This window comes from Paraflavitalea devenefica (assembly GCF_011759375.1).
GTDB classification, from domain to species: domain Bacteria; phylum Bacteroidota; class Bacteroidia; order Chitinophagales; family Chitinophagaceae; genus Paraflavitalea; species Paraflavitalea devenefica.
In genome coordinates this window covers 2,167,859-2,183,813 of record NZ_JAARML010000002.1, presented here as the reverse complement: position 1 = coordinate 2,183,813, position 15,955 = coordinate 2,167,859, and the positions used below count along the sequence as shown (strand labels likewise).

The following is a 15,955-nucleotide window of genomic DNA, read 5'->3' as shown; positions in this document are numbered from 1 at the left end:
CGACCGCAACTTACATTTGTACTGTTATTCCCGGTTTGCCGCTGCTCTGCATGCATCCGGGTTTTTTATTATAAGAAGACAGAGATGAAATATTTATTCCTATGTATTCTCCTGGCGCCGTCTTTTGTAGTTGCTCAAAAACGCCTGCCGGTAATTAAAGCCAACTCTCCCAAAGCGTTTATTATTGAAGGTGAAGATGACCGGCGCAACTGGCATCTAAATCCGGAAACCAATCCCGACGTTTACACGGTCACCAAAAGCGTGAAAGCCAAATGGATTAAGTTTTATACTGATATAGATTCTATCAAAGTAAAGATAAAACAAGGCGAACAGGTTGATTTTATCGTATTACTGAATGGCAAAGACACCTGCTATACAAGGATTGAAAGCCAGTCCATCAAAGATTACTCCCAACAAAGACCAGAAACCCACGACACCATTCCCTTTACATTAACCGAATTCAATAACATAAAGGTCAAGGCCATCCTCAACAAGGTAGATACCCTGGACCTGAAGTTTGATTCAGGAACAACCGGCCTGCTATTGACCGAAGATGCGATCAAAAATAAAACGCATGTATCACTATCACAAAGTTTAAAAGCTGACAAGACTTTACAGATCGGGAACCTGACCTGGGACAGCCTGCCCGTTTACCCGGTTGTGTTATCCGGGCAGGGCACAGACGGACGGTTTGGCTGGGACCTGTTTGACGGGAAGATTGTTGAAATAGATTATGATAAAAACATTTTCATTGTGCATTCCAGGCTGTCTAAGATAGACAAGCAGTATTCCCGGTTCGATATAGAATACACCCATACATTGTTTTGCATACAGGCAGAGCTACAGGTAAAAGATAAGAAGTACAGGAACCGTTTCCTGTTTGACAACGGCTATCAGCGGACCATTATGTTAGATACCGTACTGATGCAGGAGCAAAATTACCCGAAAGACCTGGAAGTGATTAAAAAAGTGATTCTGAAAAACGGGCAGGGTAAGGAAGTGCCTGTACTTACAGTGAATAATGAAAGGCTGAATCTTGGGAAAGAGGTGCTGTTAAATATTCCTGTACAACTGCTGGCAACCGCCAATCCGGCCAGGTTTAAAACGCATATATTGGGCAATGAGGTATTGAAAAGGTTCAATACCATTCTTGACTTTCAAAAGAATTACGTGTACTTAAAGCCCAATACGCTTATTAACCAACCTTACCAGGAAGCGAAGAAGAAGGATAGTTAATCCCTCAATCAGAGGTGACATCTTTCCCTATTCTTATCCAAAATACCGTGTTTTAACCCAACGACATGGGTGTAAATACGGTGTTTTTTAGTTACATAAACAAGTAGCTTTCCAACACGAATAGGAACAACGGTCATAAACTCTTATTGCCTCATTCGGGATGCGGAATGATCTCTTTTATTTCGAATAAACAAGATCGGTATGCTGACATTAACAGGGCTATCGGGCTACAAAAAACGTAGAAGGAATAGGAAGCTGCGCCTTTATCCAGAAACTGAAAAGCATTAAAAAGTTTTCACGATCAGGAAAAAGTATTATATTTAGAGAATTACAATCCTCTACCAATGTCTAACAACTCTTAGCATTATTAGTCTCTGCCCTTTCGCTCCGCATAAGTAGCTTAGGTTATTGTGTTAATTCGAGGTCAAGACCTGAAGCATTGCAATCTTTTGTCTATTTTAATTTAACGTATCGGCCTATCGATACAGTAAATCCTTGTGTCGATTTAGAGAACTTTTTCCCGAATGTACCCTATAGTTTCTTTACAGGAAAATACAGGATATGGGGTCTATGGATAAATATAATCAACTCTACCAGTCTTTGTTCGACCAGGAAGATATCTTCAGCAATATTGAAGTTATCCAAACTATGGCCATTGATTTTTTTCCTAATATACTACACAGGTGTATTCATGAAAGATATGTCACTAAGAAAATAGAAGGACAGGTAAATGATCTGATTGATTATTATACTACACATTCTTCAGAAACCAGGTTTTGGAAAAACCCTGAACTTTTTAAATGCCTTGTTGATTTCAGTCTGCAAAAAGACACATCCTCCCAGAAAAATCTATTGAATCTGATTGGAATGCAGTTGGGAATTGAACACGAGCCTGTCGCGACAACAAAACATCTTGCAACGAGGTTTTTTTATTATCAGAAATGCTATTTTTTCCATGAGAACAAGTTTGAGTTGAACGAGACCAATCACTTTCTAGTTCATAAAATGGATAATACTCAAATCCTGACAGTTTGTTTGCCACTTAAAAATGCTTTTACAGGATTCATATCCGAAGATATATATCCAACTATCTTCAGTACAAAAGGGACAGTTGATGAAATGAAATTGCTTATTGAAAACTCCCTGTCAATCCTTCAAAAGTATTCTCCCGGGTTATATAATGATCTGTTCGAAACGATCAGCTATGTATTTTTGACACCAGATTTCGGGGATTCAATACGATTCAGCTATAATTTAAGAACGCAATATTTCGGGGCTATTTTTATCAATCCCTTTCAGACAAATGAGGTGGCTTTTGCAGAATCCCTCATTCATGAACTTATCCATCAAAGAATATGGATGCAGTGGGCTTATAACATGCCTGACTTGCATGAATATGAACAGATCAGGATCGAATCGCCAGTTACTAACCGGCTGAAATCCTTACCTGTAATGACACAGGCCTATATCATTTACAACGTACTCTATGATTTTAATCTATTCCTGGTATCCGAAAATATAGTTTCCGGTGCGAGGAAGAAAAAAACAGATACTGCAATTCAACATTTGCAAAAGAATATTCCATTCCTTTATTCAAGGCTTACGGATGCAGCAATTGACGCACCGGAACTGAGCAATCTGATTGGTAGGGTGCACGCACTAACAAATACTTTTTGCTATGAGAAATGATGTATTGTTGATAAATATGCCTTTCGCGCCTGTAGTTACTCCTTCTATAGGTCTTTCGCTGATCAGGGAGTCCTTAGCCTGCAAAAAAATAGATGTTGGGATCTTATATCTGAACCTTCTCTTTGCTGAAGTTACCGGTGTATCCATCTATTCAAAGATAGCTTGCGGATTTCCTGTGAATCACGACATGCTAGGGGAATGGCTTTTTTCACATAACCTGTTCGAAACGCGGGCCCAGGATGAAGAATTTATACAAGAGGTTCTTTTAGGAAAAAATGTTTTACATAACAAAACAAAATATAATAAAAAGAAAATCAACCAGCGCTTTATTAAGCAGATCATGGAGATAAAAGACCGGACTAACGCCTTTATCAAAGAAGCTTCGCGCATGGTTCTGGACAGAAAGCCGGCTATTGTAGGATTCACATCAGTTTTTCAGCAGCAAGTGGCCTCTCTGGCTTTAGCGAAACAGATCAAGTTGGAGAATAAGGACATTAAAATCTGTTTCGGGGGAGCGAACAATGAGGGCGTAATGGGTGTGGAAGTAATCCGTCAATTTGATTTTGTAGATTATGTTATCTCAGGAGAAGGTGAAGATTCTTTTACAAAACTGGTAACGTCTATATTGGGAGGCAGTGACTGCGATAACTATCCGGGTGTCATTTCACAATCTAATGTGCATATTTTTTTCTCACGCCCCCCCACTAATGCAAGACTTTCTGGGCATATCGACAATTTGCCTTTTGTGACATATGACGATTATTTTGAACAATTATCCCGAACAAAGCTGCATAAAAAATTCTCTCCACGGATCCTTTTTGAAACTTCCAGGGGATGCTGGTGGGGTATGAAAAATCATTGCACGTTTTGTGGCCTGAATGGGGATACAATGAATCAACGCACCAAATCCGCTCCCAGGGCTTTAAAAGAGTTTGAGCATCTCCTGAAAAAATATCCACACCATGAAATCTCAGTGGTGGACAACATTCTTGATTACAACTATTTCAAAGATTTTATTCCCGCACTTATCGAGGTCAGGAAAAGAACAGCATATAATCTTTTTTATGAGGTAAAGGCTAACCTGACCAAAGATCAATTGGAAAAACTAAAGCAATCGGGCATTACCTGTATACAACCGGGTATTGAAAGCTTTTGCAAGACAACGCTCAAGTTAATGCGTAAAGGAGTCAGTCCTTTGCAAAATATCCAGTTATTAAAATGGTGTAAAGAATTGGATATGGGAGTGGAATGGAATGTGCTATATGGTTTCCCATATGAAGATATTGAAGAATACCTGCAGGTGACGAAACTCATTCCTCTGTTATCTCATCTAACGCCTCCAAACAGTTGTGCTCCAATCCGCCTGGATCGCTTCAGTCCTAATTTTGACCAGTCGGACGTGATGGGCTTTAAAGACATAAAGCCCTATCCTACCTATAGCTATATATATCCCTTCGGAGAAGAATCTTTATTCAATCTGGCTTACTACTTTACTTATGGATATAAAGATTACGCACCCGATTACAAAAATTTAACCCCCTTTTTTTCCAGTATTAAAAAATGGCGGCTATCCCACGAGGAATCTGCTTTGTTCTATTGCGAAAATGAAGACCACTTATTGATATGGGACCTCAGACCCATTGCGCGGCATCCGATCTATGTTTTATCATCCGTATCGAAACTGATCTATCAGTATTGTGATAAAGCTATTCGCAGGGCACTGCTTATTCAGAAAATACAGGAAGAATCACTATTTAGAAAAGCCTCTGAAGCAGATATAAATGAAAAACTGGATTTCCTTACAGAGCACGGATTAATAATATTCTATGATGATCATTATCTAAGTCTTGCTGTAAGAGATACCAATGTAATGGCAACTTCAAAAATAGCTAATAAGATCAGCAGTTTGGTAAGCATTGATGAAAATTCAGGCTCGCAGAATTTGACGCTGGCAGAAACTGTTTTTGCTTAGTAAAATGGGCTGCTAGGCAAAACACTACAATAATAGCCCAATTTTTATAACCTAAATATTTTTGTATGGCAACAAAAAAGAGTTTAGTTACCAAGCCAAAGGCTGGAGTAACCAAACTATCAGCAAAGGACTTTACAGTGAATCCAACCACCGGCAAAGTCCTTATTTCCCAGGACAAGATAGCAAACCTGGTTCAATCGAATCTTAACAAGGTTAAGGGCTCCGCTGACACCAAAGCGATCACGGTAACCGTTGGTGTGGATTTTTAGTTGCAAAACGGGATGAATAACCTTCTGTATACTCAGGACCTTATTCATCCCCTGTTTAACTAAAACACTATGAAACTAAGGGAGCACATATATTATCTTGAGCGGATTGGGGGAACTACCACAACACATAGCAACAGGTCATTAAATGATCATTTAATGGGCACGTACAATATTTTAAAATCATGGGGTTGCCGTGAATACGTGTGCATTGCAGGTTTATTCCACAGTATCTACGGTACGAAAAAATTTAAACCGGCCCTGGTAAATCCAGAAAACCGGTTTGATATCGTAAAACGAATTGGCCCCCGGGCCGAACTACTTACATTTTTCTTTTCATTGATTACAATTGAAGTCTTAAAAAATGCTTCGGTAAAAAAACGCAGAACCACATTGATCTGCGATAGTATGGAAATCGAATTGTCGAATTTGCTGTATACCCAATTGATTGAGATATCGGCGGCCAATTTCCTGGAACAAATACCTCACCTCGTTAACGAGGAGGGTTTTGATTACGAGCAATACGTAGATGGATGGGATTGGATTGAAGGGAGAGTAAGTGAAAAAATAAATGATCATATCAAGAGGTCAATAAAAGGTACTTAAGGTCAGTATTCCTTCTTTTAAGGTACTCTCCCAACGCTTATCCCCTGCATTAATTAAACTCTTACCAAAACACCGTATACAGCGCAGCCAGGATACCGAGAATGATCACCGAGCCGATCATAAATACCGGCGATACCCTGAACATGGACTTATCAATAATAACCGGCTGTTCTTTGCTCCGTAAGGAGTCCTTTGGACCCGGCTGACGTGGCTTGAGCAGACTGATCGATACCATCACTATAATGATAAGTACAAAGGTGATGGTCATACGATCCAGGAAAGGATAGTCCGGGAAAGCGCCATTGGTCCAGGAAGGCAGAAATTTAAGCAAGGTAGATACCGGTATGGTGAGTAAGGTGCCGGCCAGCGCAGCAGCGGCCGTGGTCTTTTTCCAGAAGAGCCCCATGAGGAAAATAGCCAGCACACCCGGCGATATAAAACCTACATACTCCTGTATAAACTGGTAAGCCTGATCGAGCGTACGCAGGGCGGGCGCTACCACCGCCCCGATCAACATGGCAACAATAACTACCCACCGGCCTGTACGCACCACCTGCTTTTCGGTAGCATCTTTTTTAAAGTACTTCTTGTAAATGTCCAATGAAAAGATGGTGGCAATACTATTGGTTTTACCGGCCAGCGAAGCTACCACAGCGGCTGTCAACGCCGCAAAAGCCATTCCTTTTAATCCCGGAGGCAACAGGTTCATCAAAGTGGGATACGCATGGTCGGGCTTGATGGCGCCTGTAGCATCGGTCATCTCCTGCTGAAACATTCCATGCTGGTGCATCACATACATGGCAATGCCGGGCAATACCGCAATGACCGGTATGAGCAATTTAAGGAAGGCCGCAAACAGAATGCCATTACGGGCCGTTTTGAGGTCAGCGCCCAACGCCCGTTGGGTGATGTATTGATTGCATCCCCAGTAGTTCAGGTTATTGATCCACATACCGCCAATCAATACCGAGAGCCCCGGCAGGTCTTTATAGTAAGGATGGTCTTCCTTAAAGATCATGTGGAAATGGGAATCGGCTTGCTGCCGTAATAAGTTAAGCCCTTTGAGCACGTCGGTCCCATAGCCAAATTTTTCCGACAATAATGTAAGCGCCAGATAGGTAGTGATGAGACCTCCAGCTATAAGCACCAGCACCTGGATGACATCTGTATAGCCGATGACCTTCATGCCCCCCAGGGTAACAATAACAGAACATATACTTAACCCCGCTATACACCAGGCAAAGCTGATGCCGGTAATGGATGTAATAGCAATAGCACCCAGGTAGATAATGGAGGTCAGGTTGACAAAAACATATACCAGCAACCAGAAAACAGCCATGATGGTACTCACCTTGTCATCATACCGCTTCGCCAGGAACTGGGGCATGGTGTAAATTTTGTTCTTCAGGTACAGGGGTATAAAAAAAACAGCTACAATGATCAATGTAGCTGCTGCCATCCATTCATACGTGGAGATGGCCAGGCCGAGGGCAAAACCCGAGCCCGACATACCAATAAAATGTTCCGCAGAAATATTAGAGGCAATGAGAGACGCGCCAATGGCCCACCAGGTCAGTGAACCTTCGGCGAGGAAGAAGTCTTTGGAATCGGTAACGGCTTTTTTCTTTCTCAGGTAAATAAACAATCCATATAGTGATACCAGGACAAAGTATACCAGGAAAACAATATAGTCAGCAGTTTGAAGTTTATTCATATAGCATTATTAGAAGCAATCATTAAGATACTAAACAGTTAGCGATCCTGGTGCGCCTGCCCGATAATGTCCCGGTATTTCCGGTGAATCTGTCGGGCAATGACAATAGGATCACCAACGGGCTTTAAGGCATAGTCCTTCCTTTTGTTCACCCATTTCCATTCCCAGGCAGCTATTTCCCGCTGAAAGGCCTCCACGTTGATGTCCTTCCCGGCAGCCAGCGCCTGCTCCACCTTCGCAAAGAACTGCTGCCAGCGGGGTTTGTAAAAATCACTGATCAGGCCACTCCACTGGCGGCAGGCATATTCATGGAGGGGGCTGTTGGCATCACCCCATAATGTGATGAGATCGCGGGCATTCTTTTCATACAATGCCTTTTCCGTTTTAGTAGTTCCCCAACGCCGGGCATCGGCTATCCAGGGCCCCAGCAGGAAATCCTTGCGCGTAGTCAGCAGCTTGTCCAAGTCATCCATTAATGTGATGAACTGGTTGCTTAGCTGTTTAAACTTCACCAGATCTTTATTCCTGTAAGCCGCTACCCACTGCCGTTGCAGGGGCAAGGCATAATTCGCCAGCACCTGCCTGGTCACATCTACCAGGTCATATTGAAAGCCGTCGCTGTTCTTACAGGCTTCCGCCGCCTGCAGGAGAGCATCCCAGGCAGGCAACAGGTCTTTGGCATTGTAATTCAGGGTTGTTTTTGTCCAGCGGGTCAATGAATCGAAAGTGGGCCTTGCCTGCAGGATGGATTCGGCCCCATCGCGGATGAGCTTGCCATTGTATACAGTATTCCTCAACACCTGCCAGGCATTGAGCGCATGAGGGTCCAATACGCCATAACGGTTATGGAGGTATTGCGGCAGCCATTGGTCAAGGTCAATGGGTTCCTTCCGCCAGGTATGGTGCATCATCAGCTCATACAATACCGGTGTTTGTTCAATGCCTTCCATGGTAAGGCCAATGCCTTTCATGTTGCCACTGGCGGCATCCTGCAACGCTTCCGCCGGCCCCTTCGCTACTCCTTCTATCCTGCCGAACAGGTTGGTATTGCCACCGAAATTGTGCAGCATGTTCCATATCCAGGGCTTGCCATAAAAAGCCTGCGTTCTCTTCCATACGGGCTCTATTTCCGTGGCCAGGTCCAGCAGGATCATTTTATCATTGGGCACCGCCTTGAGCAAGGCCTCTATTTGCGGTGCTTTCCAGAATTTTCGGTCGCTGTAAAACAGCCAGCCCTGCATCACCCATACAGCAGCGGTATCGGCCTGGCGCATGCCTTCATATACCCTTGCACTCAGCCGGCCCAGGAATTCCGGTTCATCGGAGGGCGGCTCATTCTCATTGAAGGTGTCGGCTGAGTACAGGTGATCGGTACCCAGCAACTTCGTTTGCATTTGCAGGAAACGTTTGCCGATCTCTGCAAATAAAGAGTCCTGTGCATCGAGGATATAGGTATCGGCAAAACCATTGGTCCAATTGGTGGCTTTGAGTTTGGCCCGGGGGAATTTCTTTTTAAAAGCAGGTGGCACATGGCCGGTAAAAGCAGGCAATACCGGTTTCATGCCAAGCGCCCTTTGCCGTTGCAGTATCTTTTTCTGTAGCTCAAAATGACGTTTCATCCAGTCCAGCGGCAGTGGCCCTCCCCAGGCATCGAGGTTGCCCATCCAGAACCAGGAAAAGTAAGCGGGGCCGGAAAAGAAGTCCTTCAGATCAGCATCACTAAAACCCATCTCTTTATAAACGAGGTACCAGGTATATTCCTCCCCGGTAATGGCCAGGGGCATGTTGATGCCATGCAGGGCCATCCAGTCAATCTCTTTTTCCCAGCGGGGCCAGTCCCACCAGCTCATGCTGTAATTGAAGGTGCAGTAATTGAGGTAGTACCGGTATTCATAGGGAGTAGCCCTGTGTACAGGGGTATCAACTATGGGCAATATTGCAGGCAGCGCCAGGTTAACGCCATTCCAGGTAACCTGCGCATGGCAATATTCATTGAGGTAGAAGTATAAGGCGGCGGCTATTGCCACGCCGTTGTTGCCCCGTAAAACATTTTTTCCCTGGTGGAAGTCGTAGTCCAGCTCAAAAACATCCTTACCTGCTGCCGGGGTTAATGGCTCAATGATAAACTGGTCGGCCTTACCGGGTACTACACGCTGCACCAATGCACGGGCGGCGGGTATGTTTAACTGGGCCTGTACCTGCTGCAGGAACAGGAGGCTGATGCATGCAATAAGAATATTCTTCCGGGTCATAGTTGTTGTTTAAAACCTCACACTTTCAGGAACCATTTCTTCCTGTATAAAAAATACAATAAAGCCAGTTGTATAAGCGCTACGCCGGTCCATAACCATACCGGCTGCCATGCCTCCGGTGCCTGTTTGATCCATCCACCGAACAGAAACTGTGCCGTAGATTCAAAATTAATGATGCCATGCACGGCCATGTAAATAAGTATGGAATTAAGACCAATCCAGGTAAAGGGCAGGCTCCACTTTTTAAACCCTGCCACATCAATCAACCCATAAAACAGCGCCAACAACAGCAGGCTCCATCCACCGGCATACAGCACAAAAGAAGATGTCCATATAATTTTATTGATCGGGAAAACAATATCCCACCATTTTCCCAGCAGCAACAGCGCCACGCCGGCGACTATCAAGGCTCCCGCCTTGCGACGTGGCGTCCATTGCATCGATTGCCAGCGCAGGAACTGCCCGGTAAAAATACCCAGGAGCGCTGAAGCAATGGCTGGTATGGTAGACAGTAATCCTTCGGGATCATATACTTTACGGTGCAGTTTACCGGGCAGCCACATCCTGTCTACCCAGGCGGCGAGATTGCCTTCAGGCGTCAACACTCCGGCGCCAAAACCCGGCACAGGGATCAATAACATAGCAGCCCAATAACCCATCAATAAAGCCAGGCACCAGATGACCTGCCCGCGCAAGTGGTAGTTTAAAAAGATACAGGCAGCAAAGAAGCAGGACAAAGCAATCCTGCCCAATACGCTGGCAAAGCGGGTGTATTCATATCCTTTCCATTGCAGCAAGCCATTTACCACCATGCCAAGTAATATCAATATTAGGGTACGTTTAAGGAGCGCTCTATAGATATTCTTTTTAGCCACTCCCCTGTCGCCCCCTGCTTTTGCCAACTGCTGGGCAAAAGAATAAGGCATGGAGACACCTGCTATAAAGATGAACAGGGGAAAGATCATGTCATAAAAGGTGAAACCGTTCCAGTCTGAATGGTGCAACTGGCTGCTCATCCACCCTATTACGGGGTTATCATCTGCTTTGGCCCAGGCGTGCACGATGAATTCACCACTGATGATCCAGCACATATCAAAGCCACGCAGGGCATCCAGCGATTGCAGCCTTGTTGGTGTACCGGTATGCTTCATTAGTCTGTTGATTGTTTTGCTAAAATAAGAATACCGGGGCTAGACAACCCCGGTGTTACATTGCTATATCAGTTCTGCTTGCTTATAGAACTAAGTTTAATCCAGGAGAGGATGGTGACACCTTTGCGGGCGTCACCAGGAAAGGTTTCTACCTCTCGTTGGCTATTGATATCCATCGTTTGGCGTGAGGCTTGTATTCAATGTCATAGCATTCGTCGGGATCGGGAATATCCTTCTGTATACTTCATTGTTGGTTTTAAAGCCCCAGGAGCCTTCATATTTTCCAAAGCGGATCATATCATTCCGGTGCCAGGTTTCCCAGGCAAATTCCCGGCAACGTTCGGCATATATACTGTCCAGTGTTACAGTCGACCAGGCAGCGGATGTGGAACGCTCTGCCCGCAACTGGTTCACCAGGGAAAGGGCTGTCTGGCTCAGTGTAGGTGTTCCACCGCGCAGGATGGCTTCCGCTTTCATCAGTACAATGTCAGAATAGCGCAAAACAGGTACATCGTTGTTCTGGTTGCGGGTGGCAGACGTAGCATCCGGATAGAATTTGATGTTTCGATAACCCATGTTCCAGGCTATTTCATCATTGCCGCAATCAAACAGGGAAGGATTCTGGCGTAAAACAACATCCGGGGTAAGATCTACCTGGTAGGTATAGGCATCGCCGCCATCAGTACCGGTATAAAACTGATCGTATCCTTTTTTGGTGGTAGTTACCGTCAACGGCGTTACCCCATCAGCCAGGTATTGCAAGCCGGTCAGCCATTGCTTATTGCGTATATCATTGGGGTCATTGAAATTGGCATAATACACGGGCAGCGTGCTTTGCGCAGAGCTGGGCACAAAGGGCAGGTTATATTTAGTACGGGTAGAGCGTGGCAGGTCATACCGCGCATAGTACATATACCCGTTTACGCCGAGGTAGCTACCACTGGTGGCTGCTGCATCATAGGGAATAGCAAAAATAAATTCCTTGAAGGCAGGACCATTGTTGGGATAGAACATGCTGAGGTAGGTGCTGCGTGCTTCCAACGCATATTTGTTGCTGCTAATGATATCATCGCAGGCAGCGATACATTCATTGTACCGGGTGTTTCCGATATATTGCGGCGCATTCAGGTACATTTTGGCCAGGAGCGCCTGCGCCATATAACGGGTAGGCCGGCCATAGGTAGACACACCAACGGTAGTACTCAGATCGGGCAATATGGCTTTAAGTTCCGTTTCAATAAAGTCGAACACTTCTTCACGGGGCGCTTTGGGCCTGGCAGAGAAGTCACCATACTCTGTGTACAGGGGCACGTTGCCATAGAGGTCCATCATCATGAAATAGGCGATCGCCCGCATACCCCGCATTTCGGCCAGGGTTTGCGTTTTGTAGGTACCGGCAGTCATGTTCTGCTGCAAGATGGAGATAGACTGATTGGCCACGCCGATAATTTTGGACAACCAGGCCCAGCAACTTTGTGTCCAGGGGTGGTCCTTGGTCCAGCTATGGTAATGCAGGTCGAGGTAGTTCTTATTATCATACCAGTTACCACCACGCGCAGGCAGGATAGCCATATCGGTGGAAAGGTTTTGCATAAACCAGTAGTCGAGGGAATAGTTGCCCCGGAAAGCTACATATACCGGGCCTGCTACGGACGAAAACTGGGTAGAATCCAGTGGGAATACATCCGGTGTAATTTCAGTAGTAATGGGAACATCCACTTTATGACAGGCCGGCAACACACTGATCAATAAAGCCGGCAGACCAACTATTTTAAGTATATTCTTCATACAGTTTTTTTAAGAAGGTTCATTAGAAAGAAACATTTGCCCCAATCAGGATCGTCCGGGTTTTTGGATAGAAGTTATTGGCATCTATACCCGGCGCCAGGCCACCCTGGTTGATCTCAGGATCAATGCCTTTGTATCCGGTGATCACAAACAGGTTGTTGGCGGATACATAGGCCCGGAGATTTTTAATATAGGGGCTGATGTTCTTAAAAGTATATCCCAGCGTTGCATTGTCGAGCCTTACATAGCTGCCATTTTCAATAAACCGGGAAGAGTACTTGGGGGCGTTGGCATCCGTAATAGGCTCGCCGGCTACTTCTGTAAGGATATTGGTGTATTGTGCGGTGCTGGGGCGGAACAGATCGGCACGGGTAACGTTGAAGATCTTGTTGCCCATTACACCCCGGAAGAACACATTAAAGTCGAAGTTTTTGTATTTAAGACTGTTGGACCAACCCAGTAATAATTTCGGTTGCGGACTGCCCATATAATGATAATCTACACCGATGGAAGGATTGGTAGTGAGGGAACCATCAGCCTTGACGTATTGAGACAGACCGGAGGCCTTGTCGAAACCGGCATATTGCAGGGTAAAGAACTGTCCTACCGGTTTGCCGGCTTTGATGATCTGCAGCTTGCTGTTTGTTTGTCCACTGCCATCGGGCTGGGTAATCAGTATGGAATCGCCTTTGAACAGCTCATTAGACAGGGCGATGATCTTATTGGTATTGTGCGCCAGGTTCAGGGAGGTGCTCCAGGTAAAGTCGCCTTTTGCTACCGGGGTTGCATTGAGGCTTAACTCAATACCCTTGTTGCTCATGCTTCCGGCATTGGCGGTAATAAAGCCGGTAGGCACAATGGCTTCGTTCACCCGGTAATCATAGATCATATCCGTTGTCTTCTTGTTATACAATTCCAATGAACCACTGATGCGTCCCTTCCCGAAAGCAAAGTCTAACCCGATATTGGTAGTGGCTGTTTTTTCCCAGCCCAGGTCGGGATTGGCAGAACGGCTGGCGCCAATGGCGCTCACCTGCGAACCATTGTTGTAGTAGGTGCCATAGCTGTTGAAGGAAAACTGGGACGTATAGGGATTAAAGCCAATGCCGTTACCTGTTTCACCATAGCTGACCCTCAGTTTCAGGTCGCTGAGCAGGCTTTGTTTGTCCATAAAGCTTTCTTCAATGATACGCCATGCGGCGCCCACAGAGGGAAAGTATCCCCATTGGTGGTTGGCGCCAAACATGGAACCACCATCCCGGCGTATAGAGCCTTGTAATAAATACTTGTCCTTGTAATTATAGTTTACCCGGAAGAAGTCTGATATCAGCTTGGTTTTCTGGTACATGCCGGTACCACCATAGTCTACCCGGAAAGCAGATACCGCATAGGGGTTGCTCAGGGCGAGGTTATAAAAACCGGTATTGTCTACGGAAAAATTAGTAGTAGTGGTCTGGAACCCGTCGTTCACTACATTATCCTGGTAGGAATATCCCAATACAGCAGTGACCGTATGTTCACCAAACTGCTTGTTCCAGGTAAAATAGGTTTCCAGTATTTTATTGGTCGTTTGGTAGGTATTGCGCACTGCATAGCCATTGCTGCCGGTCAGTGTTATAAAAGTGGGGTTAGCGGGCGGATCGGGGGTACTGCGGATATTATTATAATAGGTAGTATAATACTTATCATAGTAAGCACCATAAAGCGTGGTAAAATTCTGGTAGGCAATATTCACGTCATAAGTAAGTCCCAGGGGCAATTTTACCTGTGCCGTAAGGTTAGCAATGAGGTTATTGTATTTCAGGTTCTCGTTGCCATGATTGATCAGGGAAACGGGATTGTAGTAACCGGTATTGGTAAAGTTATCGAAATAGGTGCCATTCGCATTTTTTACGGGCGATACCGGCAAATAGGTGATCATCTGGGCCAGCACCGTATTGCGGTAAGGCACCAGTTTGGCATCACTGTTGGAGTTGGAAACAGATAACCCCAGTTTCACTTTATCATTCAGCGCATATTGTTCCAGGGCCAGCCGGGCAATAACACGTTGTAACCCGCTGGTCAATATGATACCCTGCTGATCAAAATAGTTAACACTGGCGCTATAGGTGCTGTGCTCACCGCCACCGCTCACAGAAATGTTGTGGTTGTGTGAAACGGCTGAACTTCTTTGCACAGCCTCCTGCCAATTGGTATTGGCGCCTTTATCATCATTGGGCGAAAGCGCCAGGTTATTAGCTGCGAGAAAAGCCCTGAGTTGATTGGCATCCATCATATCCAGCTTGTTGGCTACTTTTTCCACCCCTATATACCCATTGTATCCTACCACAGCCTGTCCTTTTTTCCCTTTCCTGGTAGTAACGATGATCACCCCATTGGCAGCCCTGTTACCATAGATAGCCGTAGCAGCCGCATCTTTCAATACGTCAATGGAAGCGATATCATCGGGCGCGATCACAGAAATATCAGCGCCGGGTACACCATCTATTACAAAGAACGGCGACTGTGATCCACCCAGGGTAGAAACACCCCGCAGGATCATGGCGCTGGCCCTGTTGGGATCACCACTGCGGGTAATATTCAATCCGGGTACTTTACCCTGCAGCATTTGTCCTACATCACTGATAGCGCCCTTGTTGAGCTCTTCGGGTTTAACGCTGGTAACAGCCGTCGTAAGGTTTTTGCGGGAGCTTCTGCCATATCCCACTACCACCACATCGCCCATGGTAGTAGCAGCGGCAGTTAATGCAATATCATATGTAGTGGCGTCGCCCACTGTTATTTCCTGCGGAGCATAAGAAACAGCGCTGAATACGAGTACATCACCCTTCTTTGCTTTAATGGTAAAGCTTCCGTCGGCACCGGAAACTTTTGAGTTTTTGGTTCCTTTGATGGTAATGGTAACGCCCTGTACGGGTTTACCGGCAGCGTCTTTTACAACACCGCTCACTTCTCCCCCGGCCTGTTGCGGGGCAGGCAGGTCAAAATCGTTGGCAGCATGAAAAGGCACATTGGCCCCTGCAATGCCCGACAGGCAGATCAATCCCGTCATCAAAACAGTCCGGGCCTTACAGCATCGTTGAAATGGCAACACTTGCATAGCGTTTGTTTGGTGGTTATTATAAAAGGATTCCGCTTGCGTCCCTTTAAATAAGTGTTTATCATACAATTATTAAACAGGAGCAAAAAAAATGAAACTGGTAAAACAGCATCATGCGCTTATTACTACTTCATAGTCCGGAAATCGAAATAAACGAGGAAGGTTTTTAGTAGAGGATGCA

At 45.4% G+C, this 15,955-nt stretch carries 10 protein-coding genes; 5 read left to right on the top strand and 5 right to left on the bottom strand.

Annotated elements, in window-relative coordinates; translation table 11 throughout:
- The first annotated feature begins 84 nt into the window (after positions 1-84).
- From HB364_RS17985 to HB364_RS17965, 5 genes are all read left to right on the top strand, one after another.
- On the top strand, positions 85-1,236 hold the full coding sequence (locus HB364_RS17985) for a hypothetical protein (RefSeq protein ID WP_167289597.1): 1,152 nt from the start codon (positions 85-87) through the stop codon (positions 1,234-1,236).
- Between the two features lie 570 nt (positions 1,237-1,806).
- Positions 1,807-2,925, top strand: a complete 1,119-nt coding sequence (locus HB364_RS17980) for a hypothetical protein (RefSeq protein WP_167289596.1) — start codon at positions 1,807-1,809, stop codon at positions 2,923-2,925.
- Positions 2,915-4,897 carry a RiPP maturation radical SAM C-methyltransferase gene (locus HB364_RS17975; protein ID WP_167289595.1) on the top strand — a complete coding sequence of 661 codons (1,983 nt, stop codon included), beginning with the start codon at positions 2,915-2,917 and terminating at the stop codon, positions 4,895-4,897. The genes HB364_RS17980 and HB364_RS17975 overlap by 11 nt, the downstream gene beginning before the upstream one ends.
- A 65-nt stretch (positions 4,898-4,962) precedes the next feature.
- A complete protein-coding gene (locus HB364_RS17970) occupies positions 4,963-5,166 on the top strand; it encodes a hypothetical protein (protein WP_167289594.1) in 204 nt (67 codons plus the stop codon).
- Between the two features lie 69 nt (positions 5,167-5,235).
- Positions 5,236-5,769, top strand: coding sequence for a DUF6817 domain-containing protein (locus HB364_RS17965; protein ID WP_167289593.1), 534 nt, complete (start codon positions 5,236-5,238; stop codon positions 5,767-5,769).
- Between the two features lie 61 nt (positions 5,770-5,830).
- Here the strand turns inward: HB364_RS17965 and HB364_RS17960 are convergent, their stop codons facing one another.
- From HB364_RS17960 to HB364_RS17940, 5 genes are all read right to left on the bottom strand, one after another.
- A complete protein-coding gene (locus HB364_RS17960; protein WP_167289592.1) occupies positions 5,831-7,483 on the bottom strand; it encodes a sodium/sugar symporter in 1,653 nt (550 codons plus the stop codon).
- A gap of 38 nt (positions 7,484-7,521) precedes the next feature.
- Positions 7,522-9,735 (bottom strand): alpha-N-acetylglucosaminidase, encoded by a 2,214-nt coding sequence (locus tag HB364_RS17955; protein WP_167289591.1) that lies wholly within the window; start codon positions 9,733-9,735, stop codon positions 7,522-7,524.
- A gap of 17 nt (positions 9,736-9,752) precedes the next feature.
- Positions 9,753-10,886, bottom strand: coding sequence for an acyltransferase family protein (locus tag HB364_RS17950; RefSeq protein ID WP_167289590.1), 1,134 nt, complete (start codon positions 10,884-10,886; stop codon positions 9,753-9,755).
- Positions 10,887-11,048: 162 nt separating this feature from the next.
- Positions 11,049-12,674, bottom strand: a complete 1,626-nt coding sequence (locus tag HB364_RS17945) for a RagB/SusD family nutrient uptake outer membrane protein (RefSeq protein ID WP_167289589.1) — start codon at positions 12,672-12,674, stop codon at positions 11,049-11,051.
- A 22-nt stretch (positions 12,675-12,696) separates the two neighbouring features.
- Positions 12,697-15,774 (bottom strand): SusC/RagA family TonB-linked outer membrane protein, encoded by a 3,078-nt coding sequence (locus HB364_RS17940; RefSeq protein WP_246228516.1) that lies wholly within the window; start codon positions 15,772-15,774, stop codon positions 12,697-12,699.
- Positions 15,775-15,955 lie beyond the last annotated feature (181 nt).